The following is a 26,417-nucleotide window of genomic DNA, read 5'->3' as shown; positions in this document are numbered from 1 at the left end:
GAGTCGTTACACGGATTTCACACAGGGGTTTGTGCGACAGGCCGCTCATAATCTATGGTCAGGCTCATGCAACCGGTTCCGTAACCGGTTCCACCCAAAGCGTACGCCACGGAGAAAGGACGCCGACATCTCCCCCAAATCGGCCCTTCTGCTGGTGCCTGGTCTCGTCCTTCTCGTCGCGGGGTTCCTCATCCCCTCCGCGGCGATGCTCTTCGCGCCCCCGGACGTGCCGACCGGCGAGATCTTCACGCGTCTGGGCAGGATGCTGACGGATCCGTACGATCTGGAGGTGATCGGGCGCACGGTCGGGCTGGCCCTGGCTGTCACGATCATCTGCGTCGTCCTCGGCTTCCCCATCGCCTACTGGCTCGCCCGCTCGCCGTCACGCTGGAGCGGCGTCTTCCTGGCAGTGGCGATCTTCCCATTGATGCTGAGCAACGTGGTAAGGACGTTCGGCTGGCTGGTGATCCTCGGTTCCAAGGGGGCGCTCGGCCGGCTGCTCGTCCAGCTCGGCATCGTCGACGTGGCGCCGCAGCTGCTCTACACCAAGCTGGCGATCGTCCTCGGCCTCACCCAGCTGTTCCTGCCGCTGGCGGTCATCTCCTGCTACTCGGCCGTCGCGCAGGTCGATCCCGGCCTGGACGACGCCTCGCGCGGGCTCGGCGCGAGCCGGATCCGGACGATGTGGAACGTCGTCATCCCGCTGACCATGCCGGGCATCGTGGTGGCCGCCACCCTGGTCTTCGCCGGGTCCGTCACCGCGTACACCACGCCCTACCTGCTCGGCGGGTCCAGCCAGCGGATGCTGTCCACGCAGCTGTTCAACTACGCGAGCACCACGGTCGACTGGGCCTCCGCCTCGGCGACGGCGCTCATCATGACGGTCCTGGTCTTCCTGGTCTCCGGGCTGTCCTCGCTGATCGGGCGGAAGGGGGCCACCTCATGAGGCGGCCGATCACGGCGGCGCTCGCGGTCATCGGCTACGTCATCATGATCGTGCCGATCATCTTCGTGGTCGCCACGGCCTTCACCGCCGGAAGCACCCTGAGGTTCCCGCCCGACGGGATCTCGCTGCGCTGGTTCGACGAGGCGCTCGGCTACGAGCCGTTCATCGAGGCCGCGGTCTCCAGCCTGGAGCTCGCCGTGCTCGCCACCGCGCTCGCGCTGGTGCTCGGCGTGCCCGTCACGCTGGCCGTCCACCGTGGCAAGCTGCCCGGCAAGGGCCTGGTCGAGGGGTTGTTCCTGTCACCGCTCATCGTCCCGGAGCTGGTCGTCGGCCTCGCGCTGTTCCAGCAGCTGATGGTCGGCCTGGACCTGGACAACTTCAGCACCCTGCTGGTCGGGCACACGGCGCTGATGCTGCCGTATGCGGTGCGCGTCACCGGCGCCTCGCTCGCGCTGGCCGACCCCGCGCTGGAGGAGGCCGCCCGGGGCCTGGGCGCCTCGCCGCTGCGCGCGTTCTTCAACGTGACGTTGCCCGTCCTGCGTCCGGGCATCTTCTCCGCCGGGCTGCTCAGCATGGTGACGTCGTTCAACAACGTGCCGCTGTCGCTGCTGCTGCAGGGACGCGACTTCCGGACGCTGCCGGTGACGATGCTCGACTACGTGCAGCAGTCGTACGACCCGATGGTGGCCGCCGCCTCCACCCTCATCCTGGCCGCCACCGTGGTCATCGCGGTGATCGCCGAGCGCACGGTCGGATTCGCCAAGATCTTCGGAGGGATCAACCAATGACCGCCGCCGCCGAGCTGATCAAAGTCACCCAGAGGTTCGGCTCCTTCACCGCCGTCGACGAGATCGACCTCGCCGTGCCGGCGGGGAGGCTGACGACGCTGCTGGGCCCGAGCGGCTGCGGCAAGACCACCACGCTCAGGATGATCGCGGGCTACTCCGCCCCGACGTCGGGGACGATCCGCATCGACGGGGTCGACAGCACGCGCACGCCGCCGGAGAAGCGCGATCTCGGGATGGTCTTCCAGTCGTACGCGCTGTTCCCGCACATGACGGTGGCCGACAACGTCGGGTACGGGCTCAAGCTGCGCAAGGTGCCGGCCGCGGAGAGACGCACGCGGGTCATGGAGACGCTCGACCTCGTCGGGCTCGCGCACCTGGCCGACCGCAAGCCGAAGAAGCTCTCCGGCGGGCAGCAGCAGCGGGTGGCGCTGGCCAGGGCGATCGCGATCAGGCCCAAGCTCCTGCTGCTCGACGAGCCGCTGTCCAACCTCGACGCCCGCCTGCGCGTCCAGATGCGGGCCGAGATCAGGCGCATCCAGGCGGAGACGAAGCTGACCGTCATCCTCGTCACCCACGACCAGGACGAGGCGCTGGAGATGTCCGACGAGATGGTCATCATGAACGAGGGCCGGATCGTGCAGCAGGGCACTCCCCAGCAGGTCTTCCCCCGTCCCGCCGATCGTTTCGTGGCCGAGTTCCTCGGCTACGAGAACTTCCTCACCGCGGCCGACGGCACGCCGCTGACCATCCGGCCCGAGCATCTGCGCATCGTGGAGAAGGGCGACGGCCTTGGTCACGGCCTCGACGGCACGGTGGTCGACGTGGCCTTCCGGGGCGTCGACCTGCTGGTCTCGCTCGACGTGGTCGACCCGTCGGGCGCGACCGTCAGGCTGCTCGCCGACGTACGCAGCGGCGCTGCCCTGACGCCCGGATCGGGCGTCACGGTGATCGCGCCCGAAGACCATCTGGTTCCACTCCCCCGCTGAAAGAAGGAACGACCCCATGCCCACGCGCCGCGCCGTACTGGCCGCTGCTCTGACGGTGCTCGCCGCAGCCGGATGTTCCGGCTCCGGCTCCGCCGAGAAGCAGGCCGATCAGAACACCATCGTCGTCAGCACCTTCCCCTTCGGTGTGAAGGAGTTCGAGCAGGCGGTCGTCGCTCCGTTCAGCAAGCAGACGGGGATCAAGGTCGAGCTGGACACCGGGTCCAACTCCGACCGGCTGTCGAAGCTGAAGCTCGCCAAGGGCGAGCCGGAGGCGGACGTGGTGCTGATCTCCGACTACTTCGCCGCGCTCGGGCAGAAGGACGGCCTCTTCCAGAAGGTCGACGTGCCCAACATGAAGCAGCTCGCGCCGTTCGCGACCGAGGGCTCCTACGAGGGGCCGGCCTACACGCACCAGCTCAACGGGATCATCTACAACACCGGCAAGCTCAGCCAGAAGCAGGCCGCCGACTGGGAGCTGTTCGCGAACGCGGCGAACAAGGGAAAGGTCGCGCTTCCCGATATTTCGGTGACTGCCGGACAACTCATGATTTCGGGGGTTGGTGAGTCGTACGGCAAGGGCCCCTACGACATCGACACCTCGCTGAAGACCCTGTCCGGCTGGGCGCCGAACGTCCTGCAGTTCTACACCTCCTCGACCGAGGTCACGAACCTGCTGACCCAGGGCGAGATCGTCGCCGCCGACGCGCTGAGCGGCTTCGCCACCAAGCTCGTCACCTCGGGCGAGCCGATCGCCTGGACGGCGCCCGCCAAGGGCCGCTACATGGCCACCAACCGGGCGATGATCCCCAAGGGCGCGCGCAACGCGCAGGGAGCGGCGAAGTTCATCGACTACATGCTGTCGGCCGAGGCGCAGAGCGCCATGGCGAAGGCCGCCGGTGACCTGCCCACGAACCCGAAGGCCGAGATCCCGGCCGACATCGCCAAGGTGACGGGCGAGGCGGCGAAGGACCCGGTGGCCGCCGGGTTCAAGACCCTCGACCCCGCCCAGCTCGTCGACACCCGCACCACCTGGGTCGACCGCTTCACCCGCGAGGTGGCCGGCAAGTGAACCTTGACCTGATGCCCAAGGTCGATCTGCACTGCCACCTCATCGGCACCGTACGCGCCTCGACCTTCGCCGAGCTGGCCCGGCGGGAGGGGCTCGACCTGCCCGACACGCCCGAGCGGATCTACGCGGACGTGAACTCGCTGCCGCCGGACCCGGCGCTCTACCTGGACACCCGGATCCCGGTCCCGCAGGGCAGGAGCGCGGACGAGCCCGAGGTCTCCTACTCGCTGTTCCAGGTGTCCTCGTGGGTTCTGCAGGTCCTGCGCGACGCCGACTATCTCACCAGGATCACCTACGAGGCGTTCGAGGACGCCCACCGGACCAGCGCGACCAGGCATCTCGAGGTCTCCTTCGACGCGCTGACCGAGCATCAGGAGAAGCTCGGCTACGCCACGGTGGTCGAGGCGTACGCCGAGGGCATCAGGATGGCCGAACGCGACTTCGGCATGTCGGGCCGGCTCATCGCGGCCGTCGACCGGAGCAGGTCGGGAGACGAGGCGCTCTCCTGGGTGCGCACGGTCGTGGACAACCCGCACGACTACGTGGCGGGGATCGGGCTGGACAACCTGGAGACCGCCGGGCCGCCGGAGCGGTTCGAGGCCGCCTTCCGGCTCGCCGGTGCGGCCGGGCTGCGCCGTACCGCGCACTCCTCCGAGCACGCGCCCGTCGCCGTCAACACGGTCACCTGCCTCGACGTGCTCGGCTGCGACCGGATCGACCACGGCTACTTCGTGCTCGAGGACGACGAGGTCGTCGCCAGGGTGCGGGACGAGCAGATCCCGTTCACCGTCATCTCGACCACGTCGCGGCGCTCGTGGCGGCCGTGGCGGCGGGCGTCGATCGCGGCGATGCTGGAGGCCGGGCTCAACGTCATCCCCGCTTCCGACGACCCGGGGATGTTCCCGACGTCGCTGGCGAACGAGTATCGGATCCTCTCCGAGCAGCTCGCCGTACCGGATGAGCGGTTGCGGGCGATGGCGCTGGCCGGGGTGGAGGCGTGCTGGCTGCCGGAGCCCGAGAAGGACGCGCTGCGCAGGCGCTTCGAGAGCGAGCTCGCGAACGTGGAGTGATCGGGACAGGCGGCTTCACGCGGACCGTGTCCCGCTCCGGTGCTCACTTCGGTGACGCCAGGGGCTGCGGCCGGAGCCGTCGAGCCCGGCCGCCAGCGCGACCCGAGCATCGGCCCTCTCTTCCGTACCAGGTCGAGAGCCGAAATCTGCAGGACAGGAAACGTTTACAGATCATCAATCAAAGATCACCCGAGTGGACGCCGACGATCTTTACGTTTGCGGCGTTGTGCATCCCCCTCCGCATGTGGAAGGACATTCATGCGCATTTCCGCTCGGGCGATGATCGCCGCGTTAGCCACCGCCCTGGCAATCAGCGGCGCGAACGTGGCCGGCAGCCCGGCCTTCGCGAACGACGACCCCACGCTGGCGGCCCTCACCAAGGTCGTCCCCGAGATCGTCGAGGAGGCCAGGACCGTCCCGCCGACCGTGATCCCCGAAGGCGACGTCCAGCGGCCCTTCGCCGCCGCCACCGACGCCGACCACACGCTGTCGGCGTCGGTCAGCGAGAACGAGATCGGCATCGGCATGCCGGAGGCCGACGGCGCAGGCAGCCAGCCGCTGCCCGGCCTGGTCACCTACGCCGCCAAGCAGCCCAGCGTCACCTTCGCCCACCAGCGCACCGGTCAGATCGCCCGCGCGATGACCGTCATCCACGGCGCTTCCGCGCCGACCGAGTACCGCTTCCCGATCTCCGCTCCTGAGGGCAGCATGCTGGAGGTCGAGGAGGACGACGGCACCGTCCTGATCTACAACAACGACTTCTACCTCGCCGAGATCGACCTGCCCTGGGCCAAGGACGCCAACGGCAACCCGGTGCCGACCTCGTACCGGGTGGAGGGCATGACGCTCATCCAGACCGTCGACCACGCGGGCGCCGCCTACCCTGTGGTCGCCGACCCCGCGCTCAAGCTGCAGTGCGAGTGGTGGAAGGCGATGTGCCGGGTGATCTTCTCGAAGAAGCTCACGAGCCAGATCCACAGCTCCTGGCTGTACGCCGGGGCGGCCGGCGCGGTCAAGGTGGCCGACGCGGCCTGCGACAAGTCCAAGAACAGCAAGATCAAGCTGGCGTGCAAGGTGATGTTCGCGGCGGGCATCGCCCAGTACATCTACAAGATTCGGGAAGCCGCCAACAAGAAGCAGTGCTTCGCGCTGCGGATGCAGTGGCCGGGCCCGATCGTCTGGGGCGAGGTCCGCAAGAAGAGCTGCCAGAGCAAGTAAATCCCCCTGTGACGACCTGACGCCCCCGTCAAGCCGGCGGGGGCGTCGCTCTACCTCGGAGCTCCCCATGTCTGCCCTCCTGCCGCGGGCCCTCGCCGGTGGTCTCGCCTTCTTACTTCTTCCGCTGGCCGTGCCCCCCTCGCCGGCCGCCGCTGAACCGGCCGCCGCCGAACCGCCCGCCGCCACCCAGGCCGTTGACGACCCCAGTGACCCGGCCCGGATCGCCGCCGAGCCGAGCGCGCCCGACGAGGCCTCCGCCCGCCTGTCCGCCCGCCTGACGGGCCGCCGGGTCGAGGTCGCGGACGCCCGTACCGAGACCACCACCACCTACGCCAACCCGGACGGCACGCTGACGGTCGACTCCTTCGCCGGTCCGGTGCGCTACCGCGGCGACGGCGGGTGGGCCCCGGTGGACATCGCGCTCACCAGGACCGCGTCGGGCGAGATCGTGCCACGCGGCCACGGCCGCAAGCTGCGTTTCGGGGGCGGGCGCGCCGGGCTGAGCGCCCGGCAGGCCACCGCGAACACCGCGGCGACCGACCTGATCACGATCGGTGAGGGCTCCGCAAAGGTCACCTTGCAGTGGAAGGGCGCGCTGCCGGTGCCGGGCCTGTCCGGTGAGACGGCCACGTACGCGGAGGCCATGCCGGGCGCCGACCTGGTCGTCACCGCCACCCGAACCGGCGCCGAGCAGTTCCTGCTGCTCAAGTCGCGCCCGGCCGCGCCACTGTCGTACACGCTGACGCTGAAGGCGCCGGGCCTGACGGCGCGCGAGGCCAAGGACGGCGGGGCGGAGCTGGTCGACGCCAAGGGCAAGGTCGCCGTCACCATCCCCGCCCCGGAGATGTGGGACGCCTCCACGCACCCGATCTCCGGCGAGCACCTGCGCCGGGCTCCGGTGGGGATGAAGGTCTCCGGCCGCGACCTCGTCTTCACCCTTGACGCGGCCTTCCTGAACGACCCCGCCACGACGTATCCCGTCACCGTGGACCCCACGCTCAACCTGGGCCAGGTCTTCGACACGTTCGTGCAGGAGGGCTACGGCACCGACCAGTCGGGCGCCACCGAGCTCAAGATCGGCAACAACGGCAGCGGCCAGGTCGCCAAGTCGTTCATCACGTGGAAGACCCCCGGCATCGCGGGCAAGAAGATCATCTCGGCCACGCTGAAGCTCTGGAACTTCCACTCGTGGTCGTGCGAGGCCCGTTCGTGGGAGGTCTGGTCGGCCGACCGCGCCTCGACGTCGTCGCGCTACCCGGGCCCGCACATGGCCGCCAAGTACGCCTCCTCCAGCGAGACGAAGGGCTACGGCAGCGGCTGCGCCGACGGCTGGGTCAGCGCCAACGTCACCTCGCTGGTGCAGCACTATGCCGACCAGGGCTGGAAGGAGTCCGGCATGGGCCTGCGGGCCGCCAACGAGTCGGACAAGTACGCCTGGAAGCGGTTCAACTCGGGCAACGCCTCGTCGAAGGTGCCGGTCGTCTCGGTGACGTACAACTCCTACCCGAGCACCCCGGTCTCGACCTGGGTCTCGCCGTTCACCGACTACGACGGCACGCTCTGGACCAACACGCTCACCCCGCAGTTGCGCAACCACGTGCGCGACCCCGACGGCGGCAACGTCCGCGGCAAGTTCGACCTGTACGAGGGCTCGACGATGCTGATCGACGACCTCTACGGCGCGTACGTGGCCAGCAACGGCTTCTCCGGCGCGAACGTGCCGGCGGGCAAGCTGGCCAACGGAAAGTCGTACATGTTCCGGTCGTGGGCCCACGACGGCTCGCTGGTCTCGAAGCTCTGGCAGACGGCGTACTTCTCCGTCGACACCGTCAAGCCGCCCGCCCCCAAGGCCGCCTCCACCGACTACCCGAACGACGGGACCTACCATGGCGACGCCGGCAAGGCCGGCACGTTCACCCTCACCCCGGCGAACACCGACGCCGGCTGGATCGCCTACAAGCTCGACAGCGACGCCGTGACCAAGGTGCTCACCACCGGCGCGGCCGTCACCGCCAAGCTCACCCCGGCCACGACGGGCGCCCACACGCTCAGCGTCTACACCATCGACAAGGCCGGCAACGCCTCCCCGACGACCGCCTACACCTTCAACGTCGGGACCGGCGCGGCCGTGGCCTCGCTCACCGCGCCCGTGAACGGCCTGCGCAGCACCGCCAAGGTGCCCCTCGCCGTCGCCGGCACGGCGTTCACGCAGGCCAGGTTCCAGTACCGGCGCTCCGAGACCGGTGCCTGGGCGGACCTGCCCGTCGCGAACGTCACCGGCACCGACGGCAAGCCGCTGACCGCGTGGCCCGTCGCCGCCCCCGGCAGGCTGTCCGGCCTGACCTGGGACGCGGGCACGCAGCTCGGCGACGCCGCGGTGCAGGTGCGCGCGGTCGTCACGGGCACGACCACGGCGGAGTCCCAGCCGGTCGAGGTCGTGGTGGACCGCCGCGCCACCCGGGCCGCCACGAAGGAGGTCGGGCCGGGCGTGCTCAACCTCCAGACCGGCGACTACCGTCTCCAGGCCACCGCGGGCGGGCCCTTCGGCTTGACGCTCACCCGTACGGCCTCCTCCCGCGAGGCCGGCTGGTCGCTCCCGGTGCCCGTGCTCAAGGAGACCTCGGCCACCTCGGTCGAGGTGACGCGGGCCGACGGCCGGCCGGTGCAGTTCACCAAGACCGCGGACGGCTGGAAGCCGGAGCCCGGGGCCGAGAACCTGGCCCTCACCGGCACGTACACGCTGACCGACGCGCGCGGCGAGGTCACCACGTTCACCAGGCAAGGCGACCTGTACGCCCCCGAGGGCCACGTCTACGACCAGGGCCGGCTGAAGTCGATCACCAGGTCGGGGCACCCGCTGGAGCTCGGCTACGACACCGCGGGACGCCTGTCCACCGTCTCTCTGCCGGGCTCTCTGCAGGGCACGGTGATCACCCAGTACGGCTACGACAGCGCGGGACGGCTCTCCGAGGCGTGGGACCCGCGGATCAGCCCGGCGCTGAAGACCGTCTACGGGTACGACTCCGCCGGCCGCGTCTCCACGCTCACCCCGCCCGGCGAGCTGCCGTGGACCTTCGCGTACGAGACTGACGGGCGGCTCCGCACGGTCACCCGGGCCACGCTCAAGGCCGGCACCGCGGACCAGGTCGCCGGCGAGGCCAAGACCACCGTCGTGTACGGGGTGCCGCTCACCACGGCGGCCGGCGGCCCGGCCGACGTGACGGCCAAGGAGGTGACGGCGTGGGGCCAGGCCGTGGCGCCCGTGACCGCGACGTCGGTGCAGCCGCCGGGGCTGGCCGCCACGGTGACGTACCTGGACGAGTCGGGTAGGGCGGTCAACGTCCTGACGCCCGGCGGGCACCTGTCCGCCACCGGCTACGACCGGTTCGGCCACGTCGTCCGCGAGCTCACCGCCGCGAACCGGGAGCTGTCGCAGCGCGACATCACCGACTTCCGCCTCGCCGAACTCGCCATCACCGGCTACGAGCCCGAGGAGCGCGCCGAGCTGCTGTCCACCCGTTCGGTCTATGACGCGTCCGGGCGGCGCAAGCTGGCGGAGCTGAGCCCGGTCCACATCATCAACCTGGAGTCCGACGTGGACGACCTGCCCGCCGGGTACGCCATCGGCGCCAGGACCCGTACGGTCAACACCTACGACGAAGGCCGGCCGGCCGGTGCGGTGGCCCGCGACCTGCCGACCACCGTCAAGACCGGCGCGGTGATCGTCGGGCGCGAGTCCAAGCCGGACGCGGACGTCCGCACCACCGCCACCACCTATGACTGGGCCACGGGGCGGCAGATCAAGACGGTCCGCGACCCCGCCGGCAAGGCGGTCACCACCACGGTCGCCGGCCCCGTGCTCTACACCGCGACCGGCAGCGCGCCGTGCGGCGGGCGATCCGACTGGGCGGGCCTGGTGTGCCAGGACGGCGGGCGCACGTACACGTACGACGCCTCCGGCCTGGCCGCCACCGTGGCCGAGGGCGACACGGCCACCACCTTCAAGCGCGACACCGCCGGCCGCCTCATCGCCACCAAGGCGGGCGGTGAGGCCGAGATCGGCCTCGGGTACGACCCCGCGACCGGCCGGCCCACCCAGCGCTGGCGCGGCACGGAGAAGGTCGTCACGGCCTACGACAAGCTCGGCCGGGTGATCTCCCACACCGACGCCGACGGCGGCCTGACCCGCACCGAGTACGACGACCTCGACCGCCCGGTCAAGGTCACGGACTCGTCCCCGTCCACCAGGACCTACGGCTACGACGCCAAGGTCGAGCCGCGCGGCCTGGCCACCTCGGTGACCGACTCGGTCGCGGGCACGTTCACCGCGCGCTACGACGCCGAGGGACGCCAGACCGAGGGTGACCTGCCGGGCGGCCTGCACCTGCAGGTCGGCTACGACGAGCGTGGCCAGAGCTACGCCCGGATCTACACCCGGGACGGCCTGGAGGCCCCGGTGATGATCGACCAGGTCGCCCGGAACGTCCACGGCCAGGAGTTGCTGAGCATGCGGACCGATCTCATGGCCGAGCGGCAGCTCGGCTACGACAAGGCGGGCGAGCTCGCGTCGGCGCTGGACATGGCGTTCCCGGTGTGCACCCTGCGCCGCTACGACCACGACGGGGCGGGCAACCGGACCCGGCTGGCGGTGCAGTCGTCGGACGAGGACTGCCCGGTGGCCGACGACTCGGCCGCGTCGATCACCAGCTATGGCTACGCCTCCGACGGCAGGCTGACCGGCGACGGCTACGCCTACGACGCGGCGGGCCGGACCACGTCGCTGCCCGGCGGGCGTACCATCGGCTACTTCGCCGACGGTCTGCCGGCCAGGATGACCTCCGGCGAGCAGAGCCTGACCTGGACCCGCGACCCAGCGGGCCGGATCCGCTCGGAGACGAACGAGGCGGGCGCGGTCACCGTTCACCACTACGGCTCGGACGGCGACAAGCCCTCCTGGACCGCCGCGAACGGCACGATCGTCCGCGACGTCGCCGGCATCGGCGGGGAGCTGGCCGCGCTCACCGGCGCGACCGGATCGGTGCGCCTGCAGTTGCTCACCGTCGGGGGGAGCGTCGGGACCGAGCTGGAGCTCGGCACCGGCCTGGCCACGGTGGTCGGGTACGACGAGTTCGGCGTGCCCTCCCAGCCGGTCCGTTACGGCTGGCTCGGCGGGGCGTACCGCCCGACCGTGCTGGACGGCAGGGTCCTGGTGTCGAGCCGCGTGTACGACCCGGCGCTCGGCCGCTACCTCCAGCGTCCGTACTGAACGCACGTGACAAAGCCCGGGTGGTCCGCCACCCGGGCTTTGTCACGTTCAGGCCGCGCAGACTCCGGCCGGCTTGACCGACAGCACGGTGTGGGTACGGGTCTCCGTCTTCCTGGCGCCTAAGGTGTAGCCGTAGGGCGTGCTGCTGACGCAGTAGGCCACGCCGGTCTGATTGGACACCTGGCTGACCTGCAGCCCGCCGGAGAAGGACCGGCTGTCCCCCTGCTTGACGAGCACGGCCCTGGCCGACGACGCGCTCGGCTGCAGGCACAGGTAACCGGTCGGGCAGACGGCCGCGGCCTGGCTCGCGGCGGTGGCGGGCTGGGCGGCGTCTGGCGCGTCCGGCATATGGCCGGCTGTTACGACCCTTGATCTGGGCCGGTTTGCTACGTACGGTCGCGATGTGGCCGAGCCGAATCGTCGTAAGATTCTGTACGCGGACATCGTCGCCGTGCTCCTACTCTTCGGCACCGGGGCCTTGTTCCTGGCCGCTCGCCACGTGCCGGCCGCCGGCCGGATCGCGACGGTGCTGAACCTGGTGGCGCAGGCGTGTGCGGTCGGCGCGGCATTCCTGCTGTTCGCTGCGCTCTGGCGGCGGCCTGACTCCGGCACATTCCTGCTGGGCCCGGTCACGGACGAACGCGAAGTTTCCCAGCGGGCGAATCAAGCCCTTTACTGGAAACTCATGCTCCTTCGCTCAGTCGTCAGCATCGTTATCCTGCAAGCCGCGCTGACCGCCATATCGGCGGTCCTCCCCCTCTGAATCAGGACCGCTCCTGGGCCAGGTGCTCGCACGGCAGCGCGAAGGCCCGGAACACGACAACACCTGCACACCGGCGATCACCGGTGCCGCTGTGCTTCGGAACGTCGGTGCGGGAATGCCGCGGCTGTCAGGAACTGCCCGTCCTTCTGTTCGACCGTCAGTTCGCCGCCTTCGGCGGTGACGCGTTGTTCGAGCGCCGCCAGGCCCCGGAGCTCGGGCAGCGGTGCCTGCTGGGCGCCGTCGTTGACGATGGTGATGCTCGACTCCGACAGGGTGACCCGCACCCGCGTCGCTTGGGCGTGGCGCAGGATGTTGGTCGTGGTCTCGCGCAGCACCTGGCCGAGCAGTTCGCTCGCGCCCGGGTCGACGTCCGCTTCGCGGTCGATGCGCACGCCGATGCCCGCGGCCTCGAAGAGGTTCCTGGCGTTCTCCAGTTCGGCGGAGAGGTTGAGCCGCCGCTGTGCGTAGGCCAGCGCCTTGGTCTGCGTGATGGTGTCGCTGACCAGGGCATGGATCTCCCGCAACTCCTGTTTGGCGCGTTCGGTGTCGCTGTCGACCAGTTTCTGGGCGAGCGCCGTTTTCAGCTTCACCACGTGCAGGGTGTGGCCCTGGATGTCGTGCAGGTCGCTGGCGAACCGGACGCGTTCGCGGATCACGGCCAGCTCCGCTTCCCGCTCCCGTGCCGCCTCCAGCTCGGTGACGACGTCGTAGAAGCGCTTGTTGGGGAATCTGAGCCCGATGATCGCCGCCGTGATGCCCGTGGGGATGAGGACGTACCGGAACAGCACGCCGGGAACGTCCTCGTGCGCCACCAGCAGCCTCGACGCGCCCACCGCGGCGACATAGACGGTCAGCGCGACGGCCCACATGACCTGGCGCCGCGACAGCTGGGGGATGACGAACGCGCCAGCGGTGGCGACGGCGAAGAACACCGCACTGCCGCCGGCCACCAGCACGGAGTAGGGCCACACGGCCGCGGTGACGATCATGCAGGGCAGCGCGACGCGCAGAACGTCTCCCCCTGCCCACCTCACGAAGGACACCAGGGCCGCCACCACGCCCACGCCCAGGACGAGGGCATCCCACCAGGACCGGGCGTCCGTCGCCACCACCACCGCCCCGGCGACGACGAGCAGCGGGAGAAACATGGTGAGGTTGAGCTTGCGCAACTGCCCCTGCGCCGGCTCGTTGTCCTCGGACACCGGGTGGGCCGGGCTCACGGGCTCCTCACCTGGTTGCCGGACGATCCGTTCACGCCGTAGGACCGTGGCCGTCCACGCCGGGCGCGCTGGTCTGACATGAGGGCTCTCCGGGGTCGAACAGCAGCGTCTGCCCAGTATTCTTCCTGCTCCACGGCGGCACCAGTGACACCGCGTCATGACGTCACCGCGAGACCGCATCGGGCGCGGCGCCGCCGTTCGGCATCGCGTGGAACTTCAGGTGACCGCCGTGATCACGGCGACACTGACGGCAGCACTCGACGCGGCGATCGCCGCGGCGGTGCGCGTCACTGCGGTGTTCACGGCCGCGGCGCCCCAGCTGCCGTTCTCGAGCTCCTTCGCACGCTCGCGGACCTTGGCCGACCACGCGAGGGGCGGCCGGAGAGCCGGCAGGGTGCCGCTTGACGAGAGCAGCGCGATCACCGCCGCGGTGCGAGCGTCGGGAGTCTCGCCGTCTGCCAGTACGGCACGAACTTTCCGCCGGAGCTCCGCCTCGTGGCCGGTGTCCTCGGCCGGCAACCTGGTCGTACGGAACACGCCCAGCACCCTCCTGCTCTCGCGACGGATGAGGCCACGCTCGACAAGCCGGTCGATCACCGGTTTCCGAAGTCCACCGCCGATGGCGAGCAGGAGTGGCTGCACCCTCTGAGGCCGCTCGGCGACCTTCACGTAGGCGGACTGAAACAGGGGGTCCGAAAGTGGGCCGTCCCCGACCGCGATGATCTTGGGACCGTTCAGCCCAGGGCGGCCCCCATCGGTCTCAATCCTGCCATTAAGGGCGAGTTCGACGAGTACGGCGCCGCCGAGGGCGTAGTGCAGTGTGCCGGCTCCGGCTATGGCCCCTGTCTCGTCGTCGAGCATCAGCAGCATCAGATCTTCGACGATCAGCATGTATCTCCCTACCTTCTCTCGGTGGTCAGGCCGGACACGCCACGTCCAGCCGTGGGCGCTCTCCCGTGACCAGGAACTCTGTCGCGATGTCGTTGGCGCACCGGTTCTCCATGAACAGGTACGCCAGGTGCCCGCCCTGGTCGGCGGTCACCATCCGGGCCCGGTCGCCGAAGGCCTTCCGCAACTGCCCGGGCACCGGCCGGCGGCGTCGCCGGGTCGCGGAGGTCCTGCAGGACGAGTACGTTCGACGGCCCCCGATCGGTGATCCGCACCGGCGGCTCGGACGGCTCGGACGGCCGGAACGCGCACGGCGTGCTGTCGGCCCCGGCCGCGCCGAACATCGGGTAGCGGACCCGGTCGATCGCGACGTTGCGCTGGTAGGCCCGGACTCGGCCGGCCACGGCATTCTCCTGTCGTAGTAGAGCTCGGCGAACGTGATCTCGCGAAACAGCACGCCGTTGAAGCCCTCCGGCTCGGCCTACGCTGCGACGTTCAAGGTGTCCGATGCCGACACCGCCGACACCGTGGCGGCGAGGACGGTCACGATGACTCCCGCATCCTGTTCCTCCTCAGGACATGACGAACGGCGCTGGTCGGGGACGGTCCCGTACGTCATCGGCGCGGCTCCCAGCGGAAGCTCCGGGAAGCCAGCGCGACGGCGACGACGACCCAGCTCAGCGTGGGTGCCAGCAGAATCAGCGAGTCAGCGATCGGTACGCCGCCGTTCCAGGCGTTGACGACCAGTTCGGCGGCCGAGCCGCCGGGAAGCAGCCGCTTGAGCAGCGTGAGATCCTCGGTGCCGGCGATCCCCACCCAACTGGCCACGACGATGGTGCCGATGGCGATGGGCAGCGTGGTCACCTGGGCGTGCTCCGGGGAGTTCGTCACTCCAGCGGTGGCCAGTGCCAGCCCCAGCATCATGATCATCGTCGCGACGACGGCTGCTGCCAGGAGAAGTACGTTGTCCGGCGCGCCCGTGACCGCGCCCAGCACGGTCGTGATCACGGCGGCCTGTACCAGCGAGATGGCGGTGACCGGGAGCAGCAGCCCCAAGAGGATGCCGGTGTCGCCCGCCGCGGTGGAGCGCAGCCGCTTGAGGAAGAGGTTCTGCCGGCGCGAGGCGAGCGTGGTCACCGTGGTGGTGTAGAGCGTGAACGCCGCCACCGTGAACAGCACCACCGCCGCGATGTATCCGAGACTGCCCAGAGTTGCGAACACCTCGTGCCGGGAGATGAAGAACGCGCTGACCGCCACGGGCATGACGAGGCAGGTGACCAGAACCAGCCGGTTCCGGAAGATCTGAACCAGCTCGCTGAGAGCGATCGAGAGCATGGCGAAGGTCCTTTTCTTGGAAATTCAGGGAGTGGGCCGGTCGCTGCCGAGCGCGCGGAAGACGTCGTCGAGCCGGGTCGGCCCGGCCTCGAGGTCCCGCAGCTCCACCGCGTGGTCCTGGGCCCAGCGGAGCAGGGTGTGCAGGTCCTTCTGCAGGCCGAAGGTCTCGATGAGGTACTTCCCGTCACCCTCGCGCGTGGCCTGCAGCGGCAGCGCGGGTGCGGGGGCCGGCAGGGAGAAGCGGATGGCGGCGGGCAGGGTGCGCGTCAGTTCGGAGACGGTCCCTTCCCGGTGGAAGGTGCCTTTGTGCATGAGCCCGATGCGGTCGGCACGCTGCTGAGCCTCTTCCAGGTAGTGCGTGGTGAGAACGATGGTGGATCCGTCTTCGCGCAGCCGGTCCACCGCGTCCCACAGGTCGTCCCGGGATTGGATGTCCAGGCCGGTGGTGGGCTCGTCCAGGAAGATCAGCTCAGGCGCTCCGTACACGGCGGTGGCGAAGTCCAGTCGTCGCTTCTCTCCGCCGGAGAGCTGGGACACCTTGGTGCCGGCCTTGCGGGTGAGGTCGACGATGCCGAGCAAGCGTTCGACCGTGTCGATGCGCTGGGTGAGGTTTCCGATCAGCCGGAGCGATTCCCGCACCGTCAGATCCGGCGAGAATCCGCTCTCCTGCAGCATGATGCCCATCCGGGGCCGCACCGCCCGCCGGTCGCGCGGGCTCTGCCCGAAGACCCGTACGGTGCCCGAGGTGGGCGTGCGGTGGCCTTCGATGGTCTCCAGGGTCGAGGTCTTCCCCGCCCCGTTCGTGCCGAGCAGAGCGTAGAACTCCCCGTGCCGCACCTGGAAGGACAGGTCCCGCACGGCGCGGAAGTCGCCGTAGGTGAGGTTCAGACGGTCGACGTCGATGACTGGTGTCGAGGACATACCGTAGATCTCAGCCGTCGCCGCACGTATCTCCCAGTGCGACCACGTCATGACCTCGCCATGACATCCTTGGCGTGAACGCATGACGTGGTGTCACTGGTGCCGCCACGGGACGGGAAGAATACTGGCGGACTCTGCCGTTCGATCCCGGAGAGCCCACACATGGACGCCAGACCCGTGCGCATTCTGCCGACGGCCGACATGACCGCTCAGCCCCGACACACAGCACCCAGCTGAGGATCGGTGAGCCCGCCCGGTGGAGAGCCACCCGTGATGCATGAGCGCGCTGAGCGCATGCGGTTCGCCGGCAATCTTCACGACATCCGGGGCCACACGCTGCACGTGGTGAAGCCGACCGCGCCGGCCCGGAAGCCGGTGCGCGCCGACGCCGAACGGGCCGAGGAGGAGCTCCGGGAGATCCGCGTACGCGTCGACCGAAAGGCCGAGGTCGCCCCACACGCAGGCGAACTGCCCGGCCCGGTCCTCCGGGAGACGACCACCGACATCCTGCGGCACGTGCAGACCGAGCAGGTACGGATCACGCTCCCCCAGCCGGGCATCGCCGTCATCGACGACGGCCCGCAGGAGGCTCCGCTTCCCGCTCTCCGGGGCCTCGCTACCCTCAGGGAACGAGTGATGGCCAACGGGGACGAGCTGACGGTGGAGCAGAAAGACGGGCGCTTCCTGACGATCGCGGCATTCCCGCACCGACGTTCCGAAGCACAGGAGAACCGATGACCACCGTGGTACTCGCCGACGACGAAGCCCTCCTCCGCAAGGCGCTGGCGTCACTGCTCCCGCTCGAGGGCGAGATCACCGTGCTCGCCGAAGCGGGAGACGGCGAGGCGGCGGTACAGGCCACACTGCTGCACCGGCCCGACGTGCTCGTCGTCGATCTGGAGATGCCCGGTGTGGACGGGCTCGGCGCCGTCACGGAGATCCGTCAGGCGCGGCCAGACCAAATAATCCTCATGCTGACCCGCCATGCCAGGCCCGGCGTGCTCCGCAAGGCGCTCAAGCTCGGCGTCCAGGGCTTCGTCAGCAAGTCCGCGGAACCGGCGCACATCGTCTCGGTCATCAAGACCCTGCACGAGGGCAGGCGATGGATCGACCCGGATGTCTCCGCCCTCGCCCTCGTCGACGACTGCCCGCTCACCGACCGCGAGATCGACGTGCTGCGGGCGACGGGCGACGGCTACTCGGTCGCCGACATCGCCGCCCAACTCCATCTGGCGGAGGGCACGGTGCGCAACTATCTCTCGAACGCGATGCAGAAAACCCAGACCCGGACCCGCCATGAGGCGGCGCGGTACGCACGCGAACACGACTGGCTGTAAGTGGGCATCTTATGATGATTTATCATCGTTCGTCCCGCTTTCGTCGTGGCCCGATATGTGTGGATTGATCGGACCTGTCCGATACCCGCTGGGCGTTGATCGAACCGACACTGAACGCCTGGCGAGCCGCACGCATACAGGCTCGCGCGCGGGCTGGGGATCACTCGCGGATCTCTTCGGAAATTGGAGGCCGGCCGGGACGACGCTCCCGCCGTCAGCTCCGGAAGAGGTACTCGAGCGCGATACCGACGAAGATCACCATGCCGACGTAGTTGTTGTTCGCAAACGCTTTCAAACATTCCGTACGACCGCGCCGGCGAATGAGGAACTGCTGGTACAACGCGAGCAGGGCGGCGGCTGTCACACCCCCCACATGCCATGCTCCAAGGTGCAGTTCCCGGCCGGCCAGCAAGATGGCGATCAGCATCCCCGCCTGCATGATGCCGACGACGAGGCGATCAGCGTCGCCGAACAGGATCGCGGTCGAACGGATGCCGAGGGCTCGGTCGTCGTCGCGGTCGGCCATCGCGTACATGGTGTCGTACGCCACCGTCCACAGCAGCCCGGCGGCGAACAGGAGCCAAGCCGCCCGTGGCATTCCGCCGCCGTGAGCCGCGAAGGCCATGGGAACCGACCAGGTGAAGGCAGCGCCGAGGTACACCTGCGGCGCCGGGAAGAAGCGCTTCATGAGCGGATAGGTCAGCAGCAGCACACCGCCGGCCAGCGCCAGCACCTGCGTCTGCCGATTCAGCGTGAATACGAGTCCGAGCGCAGCGACGCCCAGGACGCAGCACAGCCCGACCGCCTCGGCCGGCCTCACCTCGCCGGTGACCAGAGGGCGGCCCTTGGTGCGCGCCACATGCCCGTCGTACTGACGATCCGCGAAGTCGTTGATCGCGCAGCCCGCCGAACGCGTCAGCACCGTCCCGGCAATGAACACGAGGAACACGCGCTCGTCCGGGTCGCCGTTGGACGACAGCCACAACGCCCACAGCGCCGGCCACATCAACAGCCAGATACCGATGGGCCTGTCCAGCCGGACCAACCGCGCGTAGGCGCTGATCCGGACGATCGCTCGATGTACCATCGCCACCGAGGATGATCCCGTTGCCCACCGTGGCGCCTCGGCAAGGATTGCCTATCTCTCATGAACCGTGACATCGGCGTGTTCGGGCCCGACTCGGTGAGCTGGAAGGTCTTCGGCGAGCCGATCGTCGCGCTGGGCGGCTTACGCAGCCTGTACCTGCAGGCGCTGCATCCGCGTGCGGTCGCGGGGGTCGCGCAGAACTCCTCGTACCGGACCGACCCGTGGCGCCGGCTCATTCGCATCTGGGTCTACCTGCGGACCATCCTGTACGGCACGAGCGCCGAGGCGGAGGCCGCCGCGAGCCGGGTCCGGCGCCTGCACGCCGGGATGCGGGCAACTGACCCGCGGACCGGCGAGGTGTTCCGTATCGACGAGCCCGACCTGCTGCGCTGGGTGCACGTGGCCGAGGCCGAGTCGTTCGTGACCACGGTTCGCCGCGCCGGTCTCCGGCTGACCGGCGCCGAGGTCGACCGTTACTACACCGAACAGCGCCGGAGTGCCGAGCTGATCGGCCTCGACCCCACCTCGGTCCCCGGCACCGCAGCGGATGTGGCGGCCTACTACGAGGCCGTTCGTTCGCAACTGAGCCTGACTACGGAAGCAGCCGACATCGCGACCTTCCTGGCCACCTGCCCGCCCGTGCCCGCGGAATGGAACAACCGGGCTCTTCGGCGCGCGCTCGCGAGCGGTCCGTCGCGCGGGGCCTACCGGGTCCTGGCCGCGACCGCTGTCGGCCTCCTACCGCCGTGGGCCCGCCGGCTCTACGGCGGTAGGGGCGGTCCGGCGACCGACGTCATCGCCGGACTGTCGGCCCGGGGAACCCGGCTTCTGGTCCGGACGGCTCTACCGCCGAAATATCGCGTACCACCCATGCGTCGAGCGGCGCTGGAACGAGCCGGCCGCAGCTGACGGCCGCGGATTGCCCATCCTGCGATCGACGGTGCGGGTGCCGATCATTCGTCCGGCCAGGTCAAACCGCATGGCGATACTCCTTCAGGACACCGCCCAGTCGATCGCGTCGGCGAATGTCGAGCGGCGCGATCGGTTGGATGAGGAAGCGCTCGATGTGGCCCATGTTCGTTGTAGAACGAGCCGACTCCGCGGATAGGTCCACTGTCGTCCGACCACCTCCGGGTGCCGGCGCAAGAGCGTGGCCGGGGTCACCACGAACGCCGGCCACCGGATTTGGGGGCACCGACAGGCTGAAATCATATCCAGAAAACGAACCAGATGTTGCGGATTTGGGATTGTCACTGGAAGGCCAGCAGATCAGAATTGATTTGGCGCCAGAGGTTCAATAAGATGGGCGATTTGCTCACGTTTGGCCGCGATGGACCTGTCGATTGCTGCGTGAAGGCGCAGGCATCTTGTCGATGAGGCCACCCACTGGTTGACAGAAATCGATCAAGATGTCAGCTCCAGTTTTAAGGAGCCTGGTCCTTCTGCAGCCAAGGTACGCGCGAATCGCTCCGACCGGCGAAGTCAAGAAGCTGGAGGAACGAGAAATGAAAGACGAGCCGAAGCTGACCGTGCCGAAGCTTCCCGAAGTCCCACTCGCCGAGCAGAGACTCATGGGTAACGTTTTCGGCGGCTGAGTCGACCAATGGAGCTGCATTGGCAGCCCGACGCTGGGAGAGCACAGCTCGAGAGAGCTGCACTCTCCCAGTTCCTCGGGTCACAGCTAGCGGACATATTGAGGTGCGACGCCGTCGAACTCGAACGGGAACTCGGCGGGGATCTCTCCCACCCCGCCGCTTTCGCTCTGGCATGGGCGAAAGCGAGCGGTACTCCTCCAGCGCTTTCGAAGAACGGCTTGCTCAGGACGGTTCAAGAAAGTCGCCGACGCGCCAGCGATGTGGCGAGTAGAGCCGGATTTGCGGTTGATCTGACTCCGCTGGAAGAACCGGTGATCGCACCTACCGTTGAGCGACACATACGTATAGCCCGGCAGGCGGGAGATGTGGAGACGCTGGTTTTCCATTCACCCGATCAGCTGAATTGTTACGGCTTCCTGCGGCAAGCCCATGGGCTCATCGTCGACTGCTGGCCGGCCATGGTCCAAGAAATTCGGACGACGGTGACCTGTCTGTCGTTCTTCACCGCCGGAAATGCCATCGGCTTCGCAGATATTTGTACACACGGCCTGATCTGCTTACGAGCCGATAGCTTAGCGAATGTGACCGTCCTCGCCGAGGAGATCATCCATGAGTCGTCACACGTTCGGCTCAATGGGATTCTGGCAAGCACGCCATGTCTAGAGGACGACAATGGCAGACTATATCAAACACCATTGCGCGAAGACCCCCGGCCCGCCGCAGGGCTACTGCATCAGCTCTTTGTCCTGGCACGCCTGTGCGACTGGCATGCACGACTGGGTGCGCGTGCGGTACCCGAGAGAGCCGAGCGTGCGATGCATGACCTGGTGGCTGCGTACACAACCGTGCAGAACGAGCTGCCGTTGACGGATGCGGGACGCGAACTCGTATCAACAATCAAGCCAGCTCGTCATGCCGGGTAGTTCAAGTACGGCGTTGAAACCTGCGATCCCTTTCCGTGCCAAGGCATGGCTTTGTGCCGCAGCGGTTTCCACGACAGGAAGCATGGCTTTCACCGTGGCTCTCACATGGGCTGCGACTGCCCACGGTGGAGCGGCTGCCGGCATCACCCTGACCGTCGGCATTTTGCCGCAGGCAACCCTGCTATTGGTCGGTGGAGCTCTCGCCGATCGAGCAGGTCCTCGGCGAGTCATGGGGTTCACCCTCGGCGCCATGACGCTGAACTCTCTACTCTTGGCCGCCGCTGCCACTGTTTTCGGTACGCAGGTGTGGCTGCTGGCCGGATTCAGTCTGATCACCGGGCTGATCAATGCATTTCATCTTCCCTCGGTCACCTCAATAATGCGTCGTCTGGTGGCTCCGGAGCAACTGTCCAGAGCTCTGGCCGTCCAGCAGGCCGGTCGTCAGGTGGCAGGATTTGTCGGTGCGCCGCTCGGCGGGGTGCTCACCGTCGGCTTCGGAATTTCTGGCGCGGCGATTGTGAATGCTTTCAGCTTCGTCCTGACACTTATCGTCCTGGCGTTCGTGCGCCCACCCTTCGAACCGGCCGAAAAAGGGAAGAGAGCAGGGCTGATCCATGAGGCGAGCGACGGCTTGAAGCTTGCGGCAAAGGTTCCTGTCCTACAGGTCGGGTTGTCAGTGATGGCTGGCGGTGCGGCCTTTATCGCACCGATCGCCACACTCTTCGTGCCACTTCTGGCTCGAATGCGCGGTTGGAGCCCTTACGACGTCGGATGGCTGCTGGGGGTCCAGGACGTGGTATTTTTCGCGGTAGCGTTAATGACATCACGCTATGGCACCTTCAAAAGGCCCGGTGTCGCCTCGGCTACTGGTATTCTTATCACCGGTGTCGGGGCTGCGGTGCTTTCCCTGTCGCCTGTCATGCCTCTTGCGCTTGCCTCTGCGGCTTTGGTGGGACTGGGGTATGGCATCGCTGCCATGCATTTGACTCCCCTGGTCGTTCAGTCGGCACCAGAATCACATACGTCCAGAATTTCTGCGATGATGACCCTGGTGCAAAGTCTGGGCGTAATATCTTCGATAAGTGGTTTTGGGGTGTTGGGAGAGATCGCGGGACCGGTAATTGCGAGCACCGCGAACGGGGTCCTGCTTGTATCGGTCGGGTTGCTGGCATTCACTTCCAGAAATTTTCGCGCCGCTTAGCGATCTTTGCTCAGCGAATTATCACCACCACGGCCTTGTTCGCTCCCGGATGGTGGAGGGCATCACGCTTGGTCTCCCAACCGTGACGGTCATGCCCGTTGAGCGTGACCGTTTCGACGCCGGGCGTCCCCGATGGCGCGGGCGGCGTTGATCAGGCCGATGTGGCTGAGGGCCTGAGGGTAGTTGCCGATCGCCTCTCCTGTGGTGGGGTCCACCTCTTCGCTGAGCAGGCCGACATCGTTGGCGCAGGAGGCGGCGGTCTCGAACGCCCGCCTGGCCTCGGCGTCCTGACCGGTGAGGGCCAGCGCGTGAGCGAGCCAGAAGGTGCACAGCAGGAACGGGCCCTCCTGGCCGGCCAGCCCGTCGGCGGAACGGTAGCGGTACACCAGCCCGCTCGCGTCGGTCAGCCGGGTGGCGACGGCCTGCACCGTGGAGCGGATTCTCGGGTCGTCCGGCGGCAGGAATCCGACCAGCGGCATCATCAGGGTGGCCGCGTCGACCTGGGTGCCGCCGAACGTCTGGGTGAAAGCACCCGCCTGCTCGTTCCATCCATGGGTCAGGATCGCGGCATGGATCTCGTCTCGGACGCGCGTCCAGTCGGCGACCCGGGAGGCGGCCCCCAGCACCGGGGCCAGGGTGATGGCCCTGTCCAGTCCCACCCAGCACATCAGCTTGGAGTGCGTGAAGTGCCGGCTGGGGCCACGGACCTCCCAGAGGCTCTGATCCGGCTCCTGCCAGCGGCGCGCGGCGGTCTCGGCCACTCCGATCAGCAGCGAGCGGGTGAGGGGGTCGAACGGGCCGATGTCCCGATAGGTCTGGTGGGCGGCGTCGAGCAGTTCGCCGTACACGTCGAGCTGACGCTGGCGCCAGGCGTCGTTGCCGACCCGCACGGGGGCGCTGTCCCGCCACCCCCGCAGGTGCGGTAGCCGCCGTTCGCTCAGGTCGCGCTCGCCGCCGATGCCGTACATGATCTGCAGGTCCGGGTCCGTGTCGACCTGGGTCGCGCATGCGCGGGACAGGAAGGTGAAGTAGGCGGTTTCCTCCTCCTCGCAGGTGGCCGTGTTCAGGGCGTGCAGGGTGAAGCTGGCATCGCGGACCCATGTGTAGCGGTAGTCCCAGTTGCGCTCCCCGCCGATGCTTTCCGGCAGGGAGGTGGTGGCCGCGGCCACCATGGCCCCCGTCGGGGCATAGGTCATCGCGCGCAGAACCCGGCCGCTGTGGTTGACCTGCCGGCGCCAGGGTCCCTCGTAGTCGGCGTGCCCGCGTGACCAGGAGCGCCATCCCGCGACGGTGTCGCGGATCCGGCGCGCGACGGCCCAGGAGGTACGGCACGGCGGGTCGGGCGCCCAGACCCGGCCGGCCTGCAGGGCCAGGCCGACGTTCTGTCCCGCGCGCAGGGTGAGAGCGGCGTCCGCGACCGAGCCGCCGGTCCGGAACTCCACCGGGCTGGACAGGGTGAGCACGTCGGCGCCTCCACGGGCGATCAGGCCGCCGCGGACCGGTTGCATCAGCGGGCGGACGAGCCCGAACTCGGGCCGGGGCGCATACACGATCTCCACGGACACCCGCCCTTCGGTACAGGCGAGCCGGCGAAGGAGCAGGCCGGGGGATGACGTGCCCAGCGCGTGCCCACGTTCGCCACGACCCAGCGCGAGAGCGTCCAGGAGCACCAAGGTGCCGTCGCGCGTCCGGAACGTGGTCTCCAGCACAAGGGTGTCCTCGACGTACCGACGGGTCACCTCGGCCGGACATGCCGGCCGGATCGCCCAGAAGCCGGCCTCTTCGTCCAGCAGCCGGGCGAAGAGCGCCGGGCTGTCGAAACGCGGCAGGCACAGCCAGTCGACAGAGCCGTCGGACGTGACCAGCGCGGCGGACCGGCAGTCCGACAACATCGCGTAGTCGCCGATCGGCCGGGCGCTCAACGGCCGGCCCGCCCCGCGGCCAGGCATCGCAGCAGGTAGAGCAGTGCTGAGGCGGCGAAGAGCACCAGGGTGACCAGAATCCACCGGTTGAGATAAGGGATGGTGCTCAAACCGACCGCCGCCCTGTAGTTGGGCTCGGCACCGCGCAGGATGAGTGGGGACCACACCAGCAGCAACAGACCCGAGAACGCGGTCGGCACGCGCAGGTGGTTGATCGGAGCCGGCCGCCGCCCCGTCGGCCGAGGCCGACGCCGAGCGGCCGTACGACGACGGCGACGGGTACGGGCGGTGGCGGACCGGGCGGCGAGGTCGGCGGCGGAGTAGAGAGGGAACAGCACCAAGTCGTGGAGGATGACGGCCCCCACGAACCACACCAGAAAGCCCGGCCAGATCCCCACGTCGACCACCCGGGTGACGGCGTAACCGGCGACCAGAAAACAGAGGGCGAGTACGAGCAGGTGCCACGAAGGGGCGCCGTAGGTCCTTGCCCACCGGCTGCGGCCGTTCAAGATCGCTCTTGGGTGAAGTCGAGCTCGCGCACCCACTTCGTGTTGTGCACGCCGGGAGCGTTGGGGACGATGACCCGCGCCGGGTATCCGTGGTCGAGGGACAGGTCGGCGCCGTTGACCCGCAGCGCCAGCAGCGAGCGCGGGTCGGCGACCTGCGCGGCGCTGAGCGAGGCCTGACCGAAATAGCCCCCACGTTGCAGAGACCTGGCGGTGACGCCTGTCGAGCCCGCCCGGATGCCGGCGAGGCGGGCGAGATCGGCCAGCCGTACGCCGGTCCAGGTCTGGACGGTCGACCAGCCTTCCACACAGGCGATCGGCAAGGCGTAGGTGTGCAGAGGCATCGCCAGCAGGTCCGCGCGGGAGAGTTCCGTCCGGTGTGGCCCGACGAGTGCCAGCCGCCAGGACTCGCCGGTCCGGGCTGGTGTGACGCCGAGGCTCGCCGCTGTCTTGTTGACCTGGAAGTCGTTGGGGCCCGTCCCGTAGAGGCGTCCATGGGGAGCGAGCAGCGCGGTACGGCGCAACGGCCCGTCGACGCACTGACCGACGGACAGGCCGAACATGACCAGCGAGCCGCCGCCGGCGAAGGCCAGCAGGCCGCGCCTGGACATCGTGGGGGGCGCCGGGTCGACGGCGACCAGGCCATCGGGGTCCGGCGGCTCCGGACGGGTGTCCGCCACAGAGAGGCGCAGGTAGTCGCGCAGGCCGTACGTTCGCAGGGTGTGGATGACGCGGGGCAGCTTGATGACGACGTGGACGACGAAGGCGGCCAGGAAGATCCATGCGCCATAGAAGTGGGCCGGGTAGAAGGAGAACGGGAAGACGTAGAAGAGCTGGATGTTGAGGATCCCGGTCACGAACTGGAACACCGCGCCGCCGACCAGGAGCAGCAGGCTGGCCCGCTCGACGGCCTCCGCCACGGAACGGGCGGGCGGCCAGGAGAACAGCTTGGGGATGACCGACCACAGCTTGGCCAGCAGGATCGGCACCAGCGTCAGCCCGCCGACGACGTGCGCACCCTGGGTGACCCGGTACAACCAGACCGGGTCCGTGGGCCAGTCGAACAGATAGAAGCCCAGCAGGCCCCTGCCGGGGGTGGTGTCGTTGCCCGGCAGGCGAGGCTCGTAGGCGGCGTACGACACCAGCCCGGTGATCGCGACGAGGAGGATCCCGGCCAGCAGGATCAGTCCGAGCACCGAGGTCAGCCAGGGGCCGCGGAGCGGGCTGCGCCAGAACTCCGGCCGGAACGGCCCGGGCGGCCCGCTCCACCCTCTGAGGCGCGCGGCCAGGCGGCCCTTCTTGTCGGGCTTGACCTCACGATCGCGCCCCCGCGACGCATCCGGCACCGATCCCCCCGAAATCCCCATGTCGGCTGT

The 26,417-nt window shown here is 68.7% G+C and carries 23 protein-coding genes and 1 pseudogene; 13 read left to right on the top strand and 11 right to left on the bottom strand.

Translation table 11 applies throughout. The features are described from left to right. Window positions 1-154 precede the first annotated feature (154 nt). The 7 genes from ACIHFD_RS34255 (at window position 155) to ACIHFD_RS34225 (ending at window position 11,343) form a co-directional block, all read left to right on the top strand. The gene (locus tag ACIHFD_RS34255) at window positions 155-946 is read left to right on the top strand and encodes an ABC transporter permease (protein ID WP_397370448.1); all 792 of its coding nucleotides are present in this window, start codon (window positions 155-157) and stop codon (window positions 944-946) included. Then, the gene (locus tag ACIHFD_RS34250) at window positions 943-1,734 is read left to right on the top strand and encodes an ABC transporter permease (protein ID WP_397370447.1); all 792 of its coding nucleotides are present in this window, start codon (window positions 943-945) and stop codon (window positions 1,732-1,734) included. Before ACIHFD_RS34255 ends, ACIHFD_RS34250 begins: the two co-directional genes overlap by 4 nt. Continuing rightward, window positions 1,731-2,720, top strand: coding sequence for an ABC transporter ATP-binding protein (locus tag ACIHFD_RS34245; protein ID WP_397370446.1), 990 nt, complete (start codon window positions 1,731-1,733; stop codon window positions 2,718-2,720). Before ACIHFD_RS34250 ends, ACIHFD_RS34245 begins: the two co-directional genes overlap by 4 nt. A 16-nt stretch (window positions 2,721-2,736) precedes the next feature. Further along, complete coding sequence (locus ACIHFD_RS34240; protein ID WP_397370445.1) at window positions 2,737-3,789, top strand: polyamine ABC transporter substrate-binding protein; 1,053 nt, start codon at window positions 2,737-2,739, stop codon at window positions 3,787-3,789. Next, the gene (locus ACIHFD_RS34235) at window positions 3,786-4,859 is read left to right on the top strand and encodes an adenosine deaminase (protein WP_397370444.1); all 1,074 of its coding nucleotides are present in this window, start codon (window positions 3,786-3,788) and stop codon (window positions 4,857-4,859) included. The genes ACIHFD_RS34240 and ACIHFD_RS34235 overlap by 4 nt, the downstream gene beginning before the upstream one ends. Before the next feature lie 258 nt (window positions 4,860-5,117). Beyond that, window positions 5,118-6,077 (top strand): hypothetical protein, encoded by a 960-nt coding sequence (locus ACIHFD_RS34230; RefSeq protein WP_397370443.1) that lies wholly within the window; start codon window positions 5,118-5,120, stop codon window positions 6,075-6,077. A gap of 67 nt (window positions 6,078-6,144) precedes the next feature. Beyond that, entirely contained in the window at window positions 6,145-11,343 is a 5,199-nt protein-coding gene (locus ACIHFD_RS34225; RefSeq protein ID WP_397370442.1) for a DNRLRE domain-containing protein, read from the top strand. A gap of 48 nt (window positions 11,344-11,391) precedes the next feature. On the opposite strand, the gene ACIHFD_RS34220 is transcribed toward ACIHFD_RS34225, so the two are convergent. Beyond that, on the bottom strand, window positions 11,392-11,691 hold the full coding sequence (locus ACIHFD_RS34220) for a hypothetical protein (RefSeq protein WP_397370441.1): 300 nt from the start codon (window positions 11,689-11,691) through the stop codon (window positions 11,392-11,394). Window positions 11,692-11,746: 55 nt separating this feature from the next. Here ACIHFD_RS34220 and ACIHFD_RS34215 point away from each other — a divergent pair, with 55 nt between their 5' ends. Beyond that, the gene (locus tag ACIHFD_RS34215; protein WP_397370440.1) at window positions 11,747-12,106 is read left to right on the top strand and encodes a hypothetical protein; all 360 of its coding nucleotides are present in this window, start codon (window positions 11,747-11,749) and stop codon (window positions 12,104-12,106) included. Window positions 12,107-12,183: 77 nt separating this feature from the next. Here ACIHFD_RS34215 and ACIHFD_RS34210 read toward each other — a convergent pair whose 3' ends face one another. From ACIHFD_RS34210 to ACIHFD_RS34185, 6 genes and pseudogenes are all read right to left on the bottom strand, one after another. Beyond that, complete coding sequence (locus tag ACIHFD_RS34210; RefSeq protein ID WP_397370439.1) at window positions 12,184-13,326, bottom strand: sensor histidine kinase; 1,143 nt, start codon at window positions 13,324-13,326, stop codon at window positions 12,184-12,186. A gap of 216 nt (window positions 13,327-13,542) precedes the next feature. Continuing rightward, on the bottom strand, window positions 13,543-14,217 hold the full coding sequence (locus ACIHFD_RS34205; RefSeq protein WP_397370438.1) for a GPP34 family phosphoprotein: 675 nt from the start codon (window positions 14,215-14,217) through the stop codon (window positions 13,543-13,545). A 25-nt stretch (window positions 14,218-14,242) separates the two neighbouring features. Next, entirely contained in the window at window positions 14,243-14,401 is a 159-nt protein-coding gene (locus tag ACIHFD_RS34200; RefSeq protein WP_397370437.1) for an alpha/beta hydrolase, read from the bottom strand. Window positions 14,402-14,465: 64 nt separating this feature from the next. Continuing rightward, window positions 14,466-14,558: pseudogene (locus ACIHFD_RS34195) on the bottom strand (hypothetical protein); the annotation flags it as partial. Window positions 14,559-14,829: 271 nt separating this feature from the next. Further along, a complete protein-coding gene (locus ACIHFD_RS34190) occupies window positions 14,830-15,549 on the bottom strand; it encodes an ABC transporter permease (protein ID WP_397370436.1) in 720 nt (239 codons plus the stop codon). A 24-nt stretch (window positions 15,550-15,573) separates the two neighbouring features. After that, the gene (locus ACIHFD_RS34185; RefSeq protein WP_397370435.1) at window positions 15,574-16,470 is read right to left on the bottom strand and encodes an ABC transporter ATP-binding protein; all 897 of its coding nucleotides are present in this window, start codon (window positions 16,468-16,470) and stop codon (window positions 15,574-15,576) included. A 273-nt stretch (window positions 16,471-16,743) separates the two neighbouring features. Between ACIHFD_RS34185 and ACIHFD_RS34180 the strand changes: the two genes are divergently transcribed. Further along, entirely contained in the window at window positions 16,744-17,208 is a 465-nt protein-coding gene (locus tag ACIHFD_RS34180; RefSeq protein ID WP_397370434.1) for a hypothetical protein, read from the top strand. Continuing rightward, the gene (locus ACIHFD_RS34175; protein WP_397370433.1) at window positions 17,205-17,807 is read left to right on the top strand and encodes a DNA-binding response regulator; all 603 of its coding nucleotides are present in this window, start codon (window positions 17,205-17,207) and stop codon (window positions 17,805-17,807) included. Before ACIHFD_RS34180 ends, ACIHFD_RS34175 begins: the two co-directional genes overlap by 4 nt. 214 nt (window positions 17,808-18,021) lie before the next feature. Here the strand turns inward: ACIHFD_RS34175 and ubiA are convergent, their stop codons facing one another. Further along, entirely contained in the window at window positions 18,022-18,894 is an 873-nt protein-coding gene (ubiA, locus tag ACIHFD_RS34170; RefSeq protein WP_397370542.1) for a 4-hydroxybenzoate octaprenyltransferase, read from the bottom strand. Window positions 18,895-18,954: 60 nt separating this feature from the next. Between ubiA and ACIHFD_RS34165 the strand changes: the two genes are divergently transcribed. From ACIHFD_RS34165 to ACIHFD_RS34155, 3 genes are all read left to right on the top strand, one after another. Next, the gene (locus ACIHFD_RS34165) at window positions 18,955-19,803 is read left to right on the top strand and encodes an oxygenase MpaB family protein (protein WP_397370432.1); all 849 of its coding nucleotides are present in this window, start codon (window positions 18,955-18,957) and stop codon (window positions 19,801-19,803) included. 1,051 nt (window positions 19,804-20,854) lie between these two features. After that, window positions 20,855-21,412: an aKG-HExxH-type peptide beta-hydroxylase gene (locus ACIHFD_RS34160; protein ID WP_397370431.1), complete on the top strand. Its 558-nt coding sequence runs from the start codon at window positions 20,855-20,857 to the stop codon at window positions 21,410-21,412. Continuing rightward, window positions 21,360-22,613 carry an MFS transporter gene (locus tag ACIHFD_RS34155; protein WP_397370430.1) on the top strand — a complete coding sequence of 418 codons (1,254 nt, stop codon included), beginning with the start codon at window positions 21,360-21,362 and terminating at the stop codon, window positions 22,611-22,613. Before ACIHFD_RS34160 ends, ACIHFD_RS34155 begins: the two co-directional genes overlap by 53 nt. 89 nt (window positions 22,614-22,702) lie before the next feature. On the opposite strand, the gene ACIHFD_RS34150 is transcribed toward ACIHFD_RS34155, so the two are convergent. The 3 genes from ACIHFD_RS34150 to ACIHFD_RS34140 are packed head-to-tail and all read right to left on the bottom strand — an operon-like array spanning window position 22,703 to window position 26,408. Continuing rightward, window positions 22,703-24,562 carry a glycoside hydrolase family 15 protein gene (locus ACIHFD_RS34150; RefSeq protein ID WP_397370429.1) on the bottom strand — a complete coding sequence of 620 codons (1,860 nt, stop codon included), beginning with the start codon at window positions 24,560-24,562 and terminating at the stop codon, window positions 22,703-22,705. Next, window positions 24,532-25,044 (bottom strand): hypothetical protein, encoded by a 513-nt coding sequence (locus tag ACIHFD_RS34145; protein ID WP_397370428.1) that lies wholly within the window; start codon window positions 25,042-25,044, stop codon window positions 24,532-24,534. The genes ACIHFD_RS34150 and ACIHFD_RS34145 overlap by 31 nt, the downstream gene beginning before the upstream one ends. Then, a complete protein-coding gene (locus tag ACIHFD_RS34140; protein WP_397370427.1) occupies window positions 25,041-26,408 on the bottom strand; it encodes a molybdopterin-dependent oxidoreductase in 1,368 nt (455 codons plus the stop codon). The genes ACIHFD_RS34145 and ACIHFD_RS34140 overlap by 4 nt, the downstream gene beginning before the upstream one ends. Window positions 26,409-26,417 lie beyond the last annotated feature (9 nt).

The sequence above is a fragment of the Nonomuraea sp. NPDC051941 genome (genome assembly GCF_044593615.1).
The sequence above is the reverse complement of the archived record's forward strand: the minus strand, read 5'-3'. Positions and strand labels throughout refer to the sequence as shown.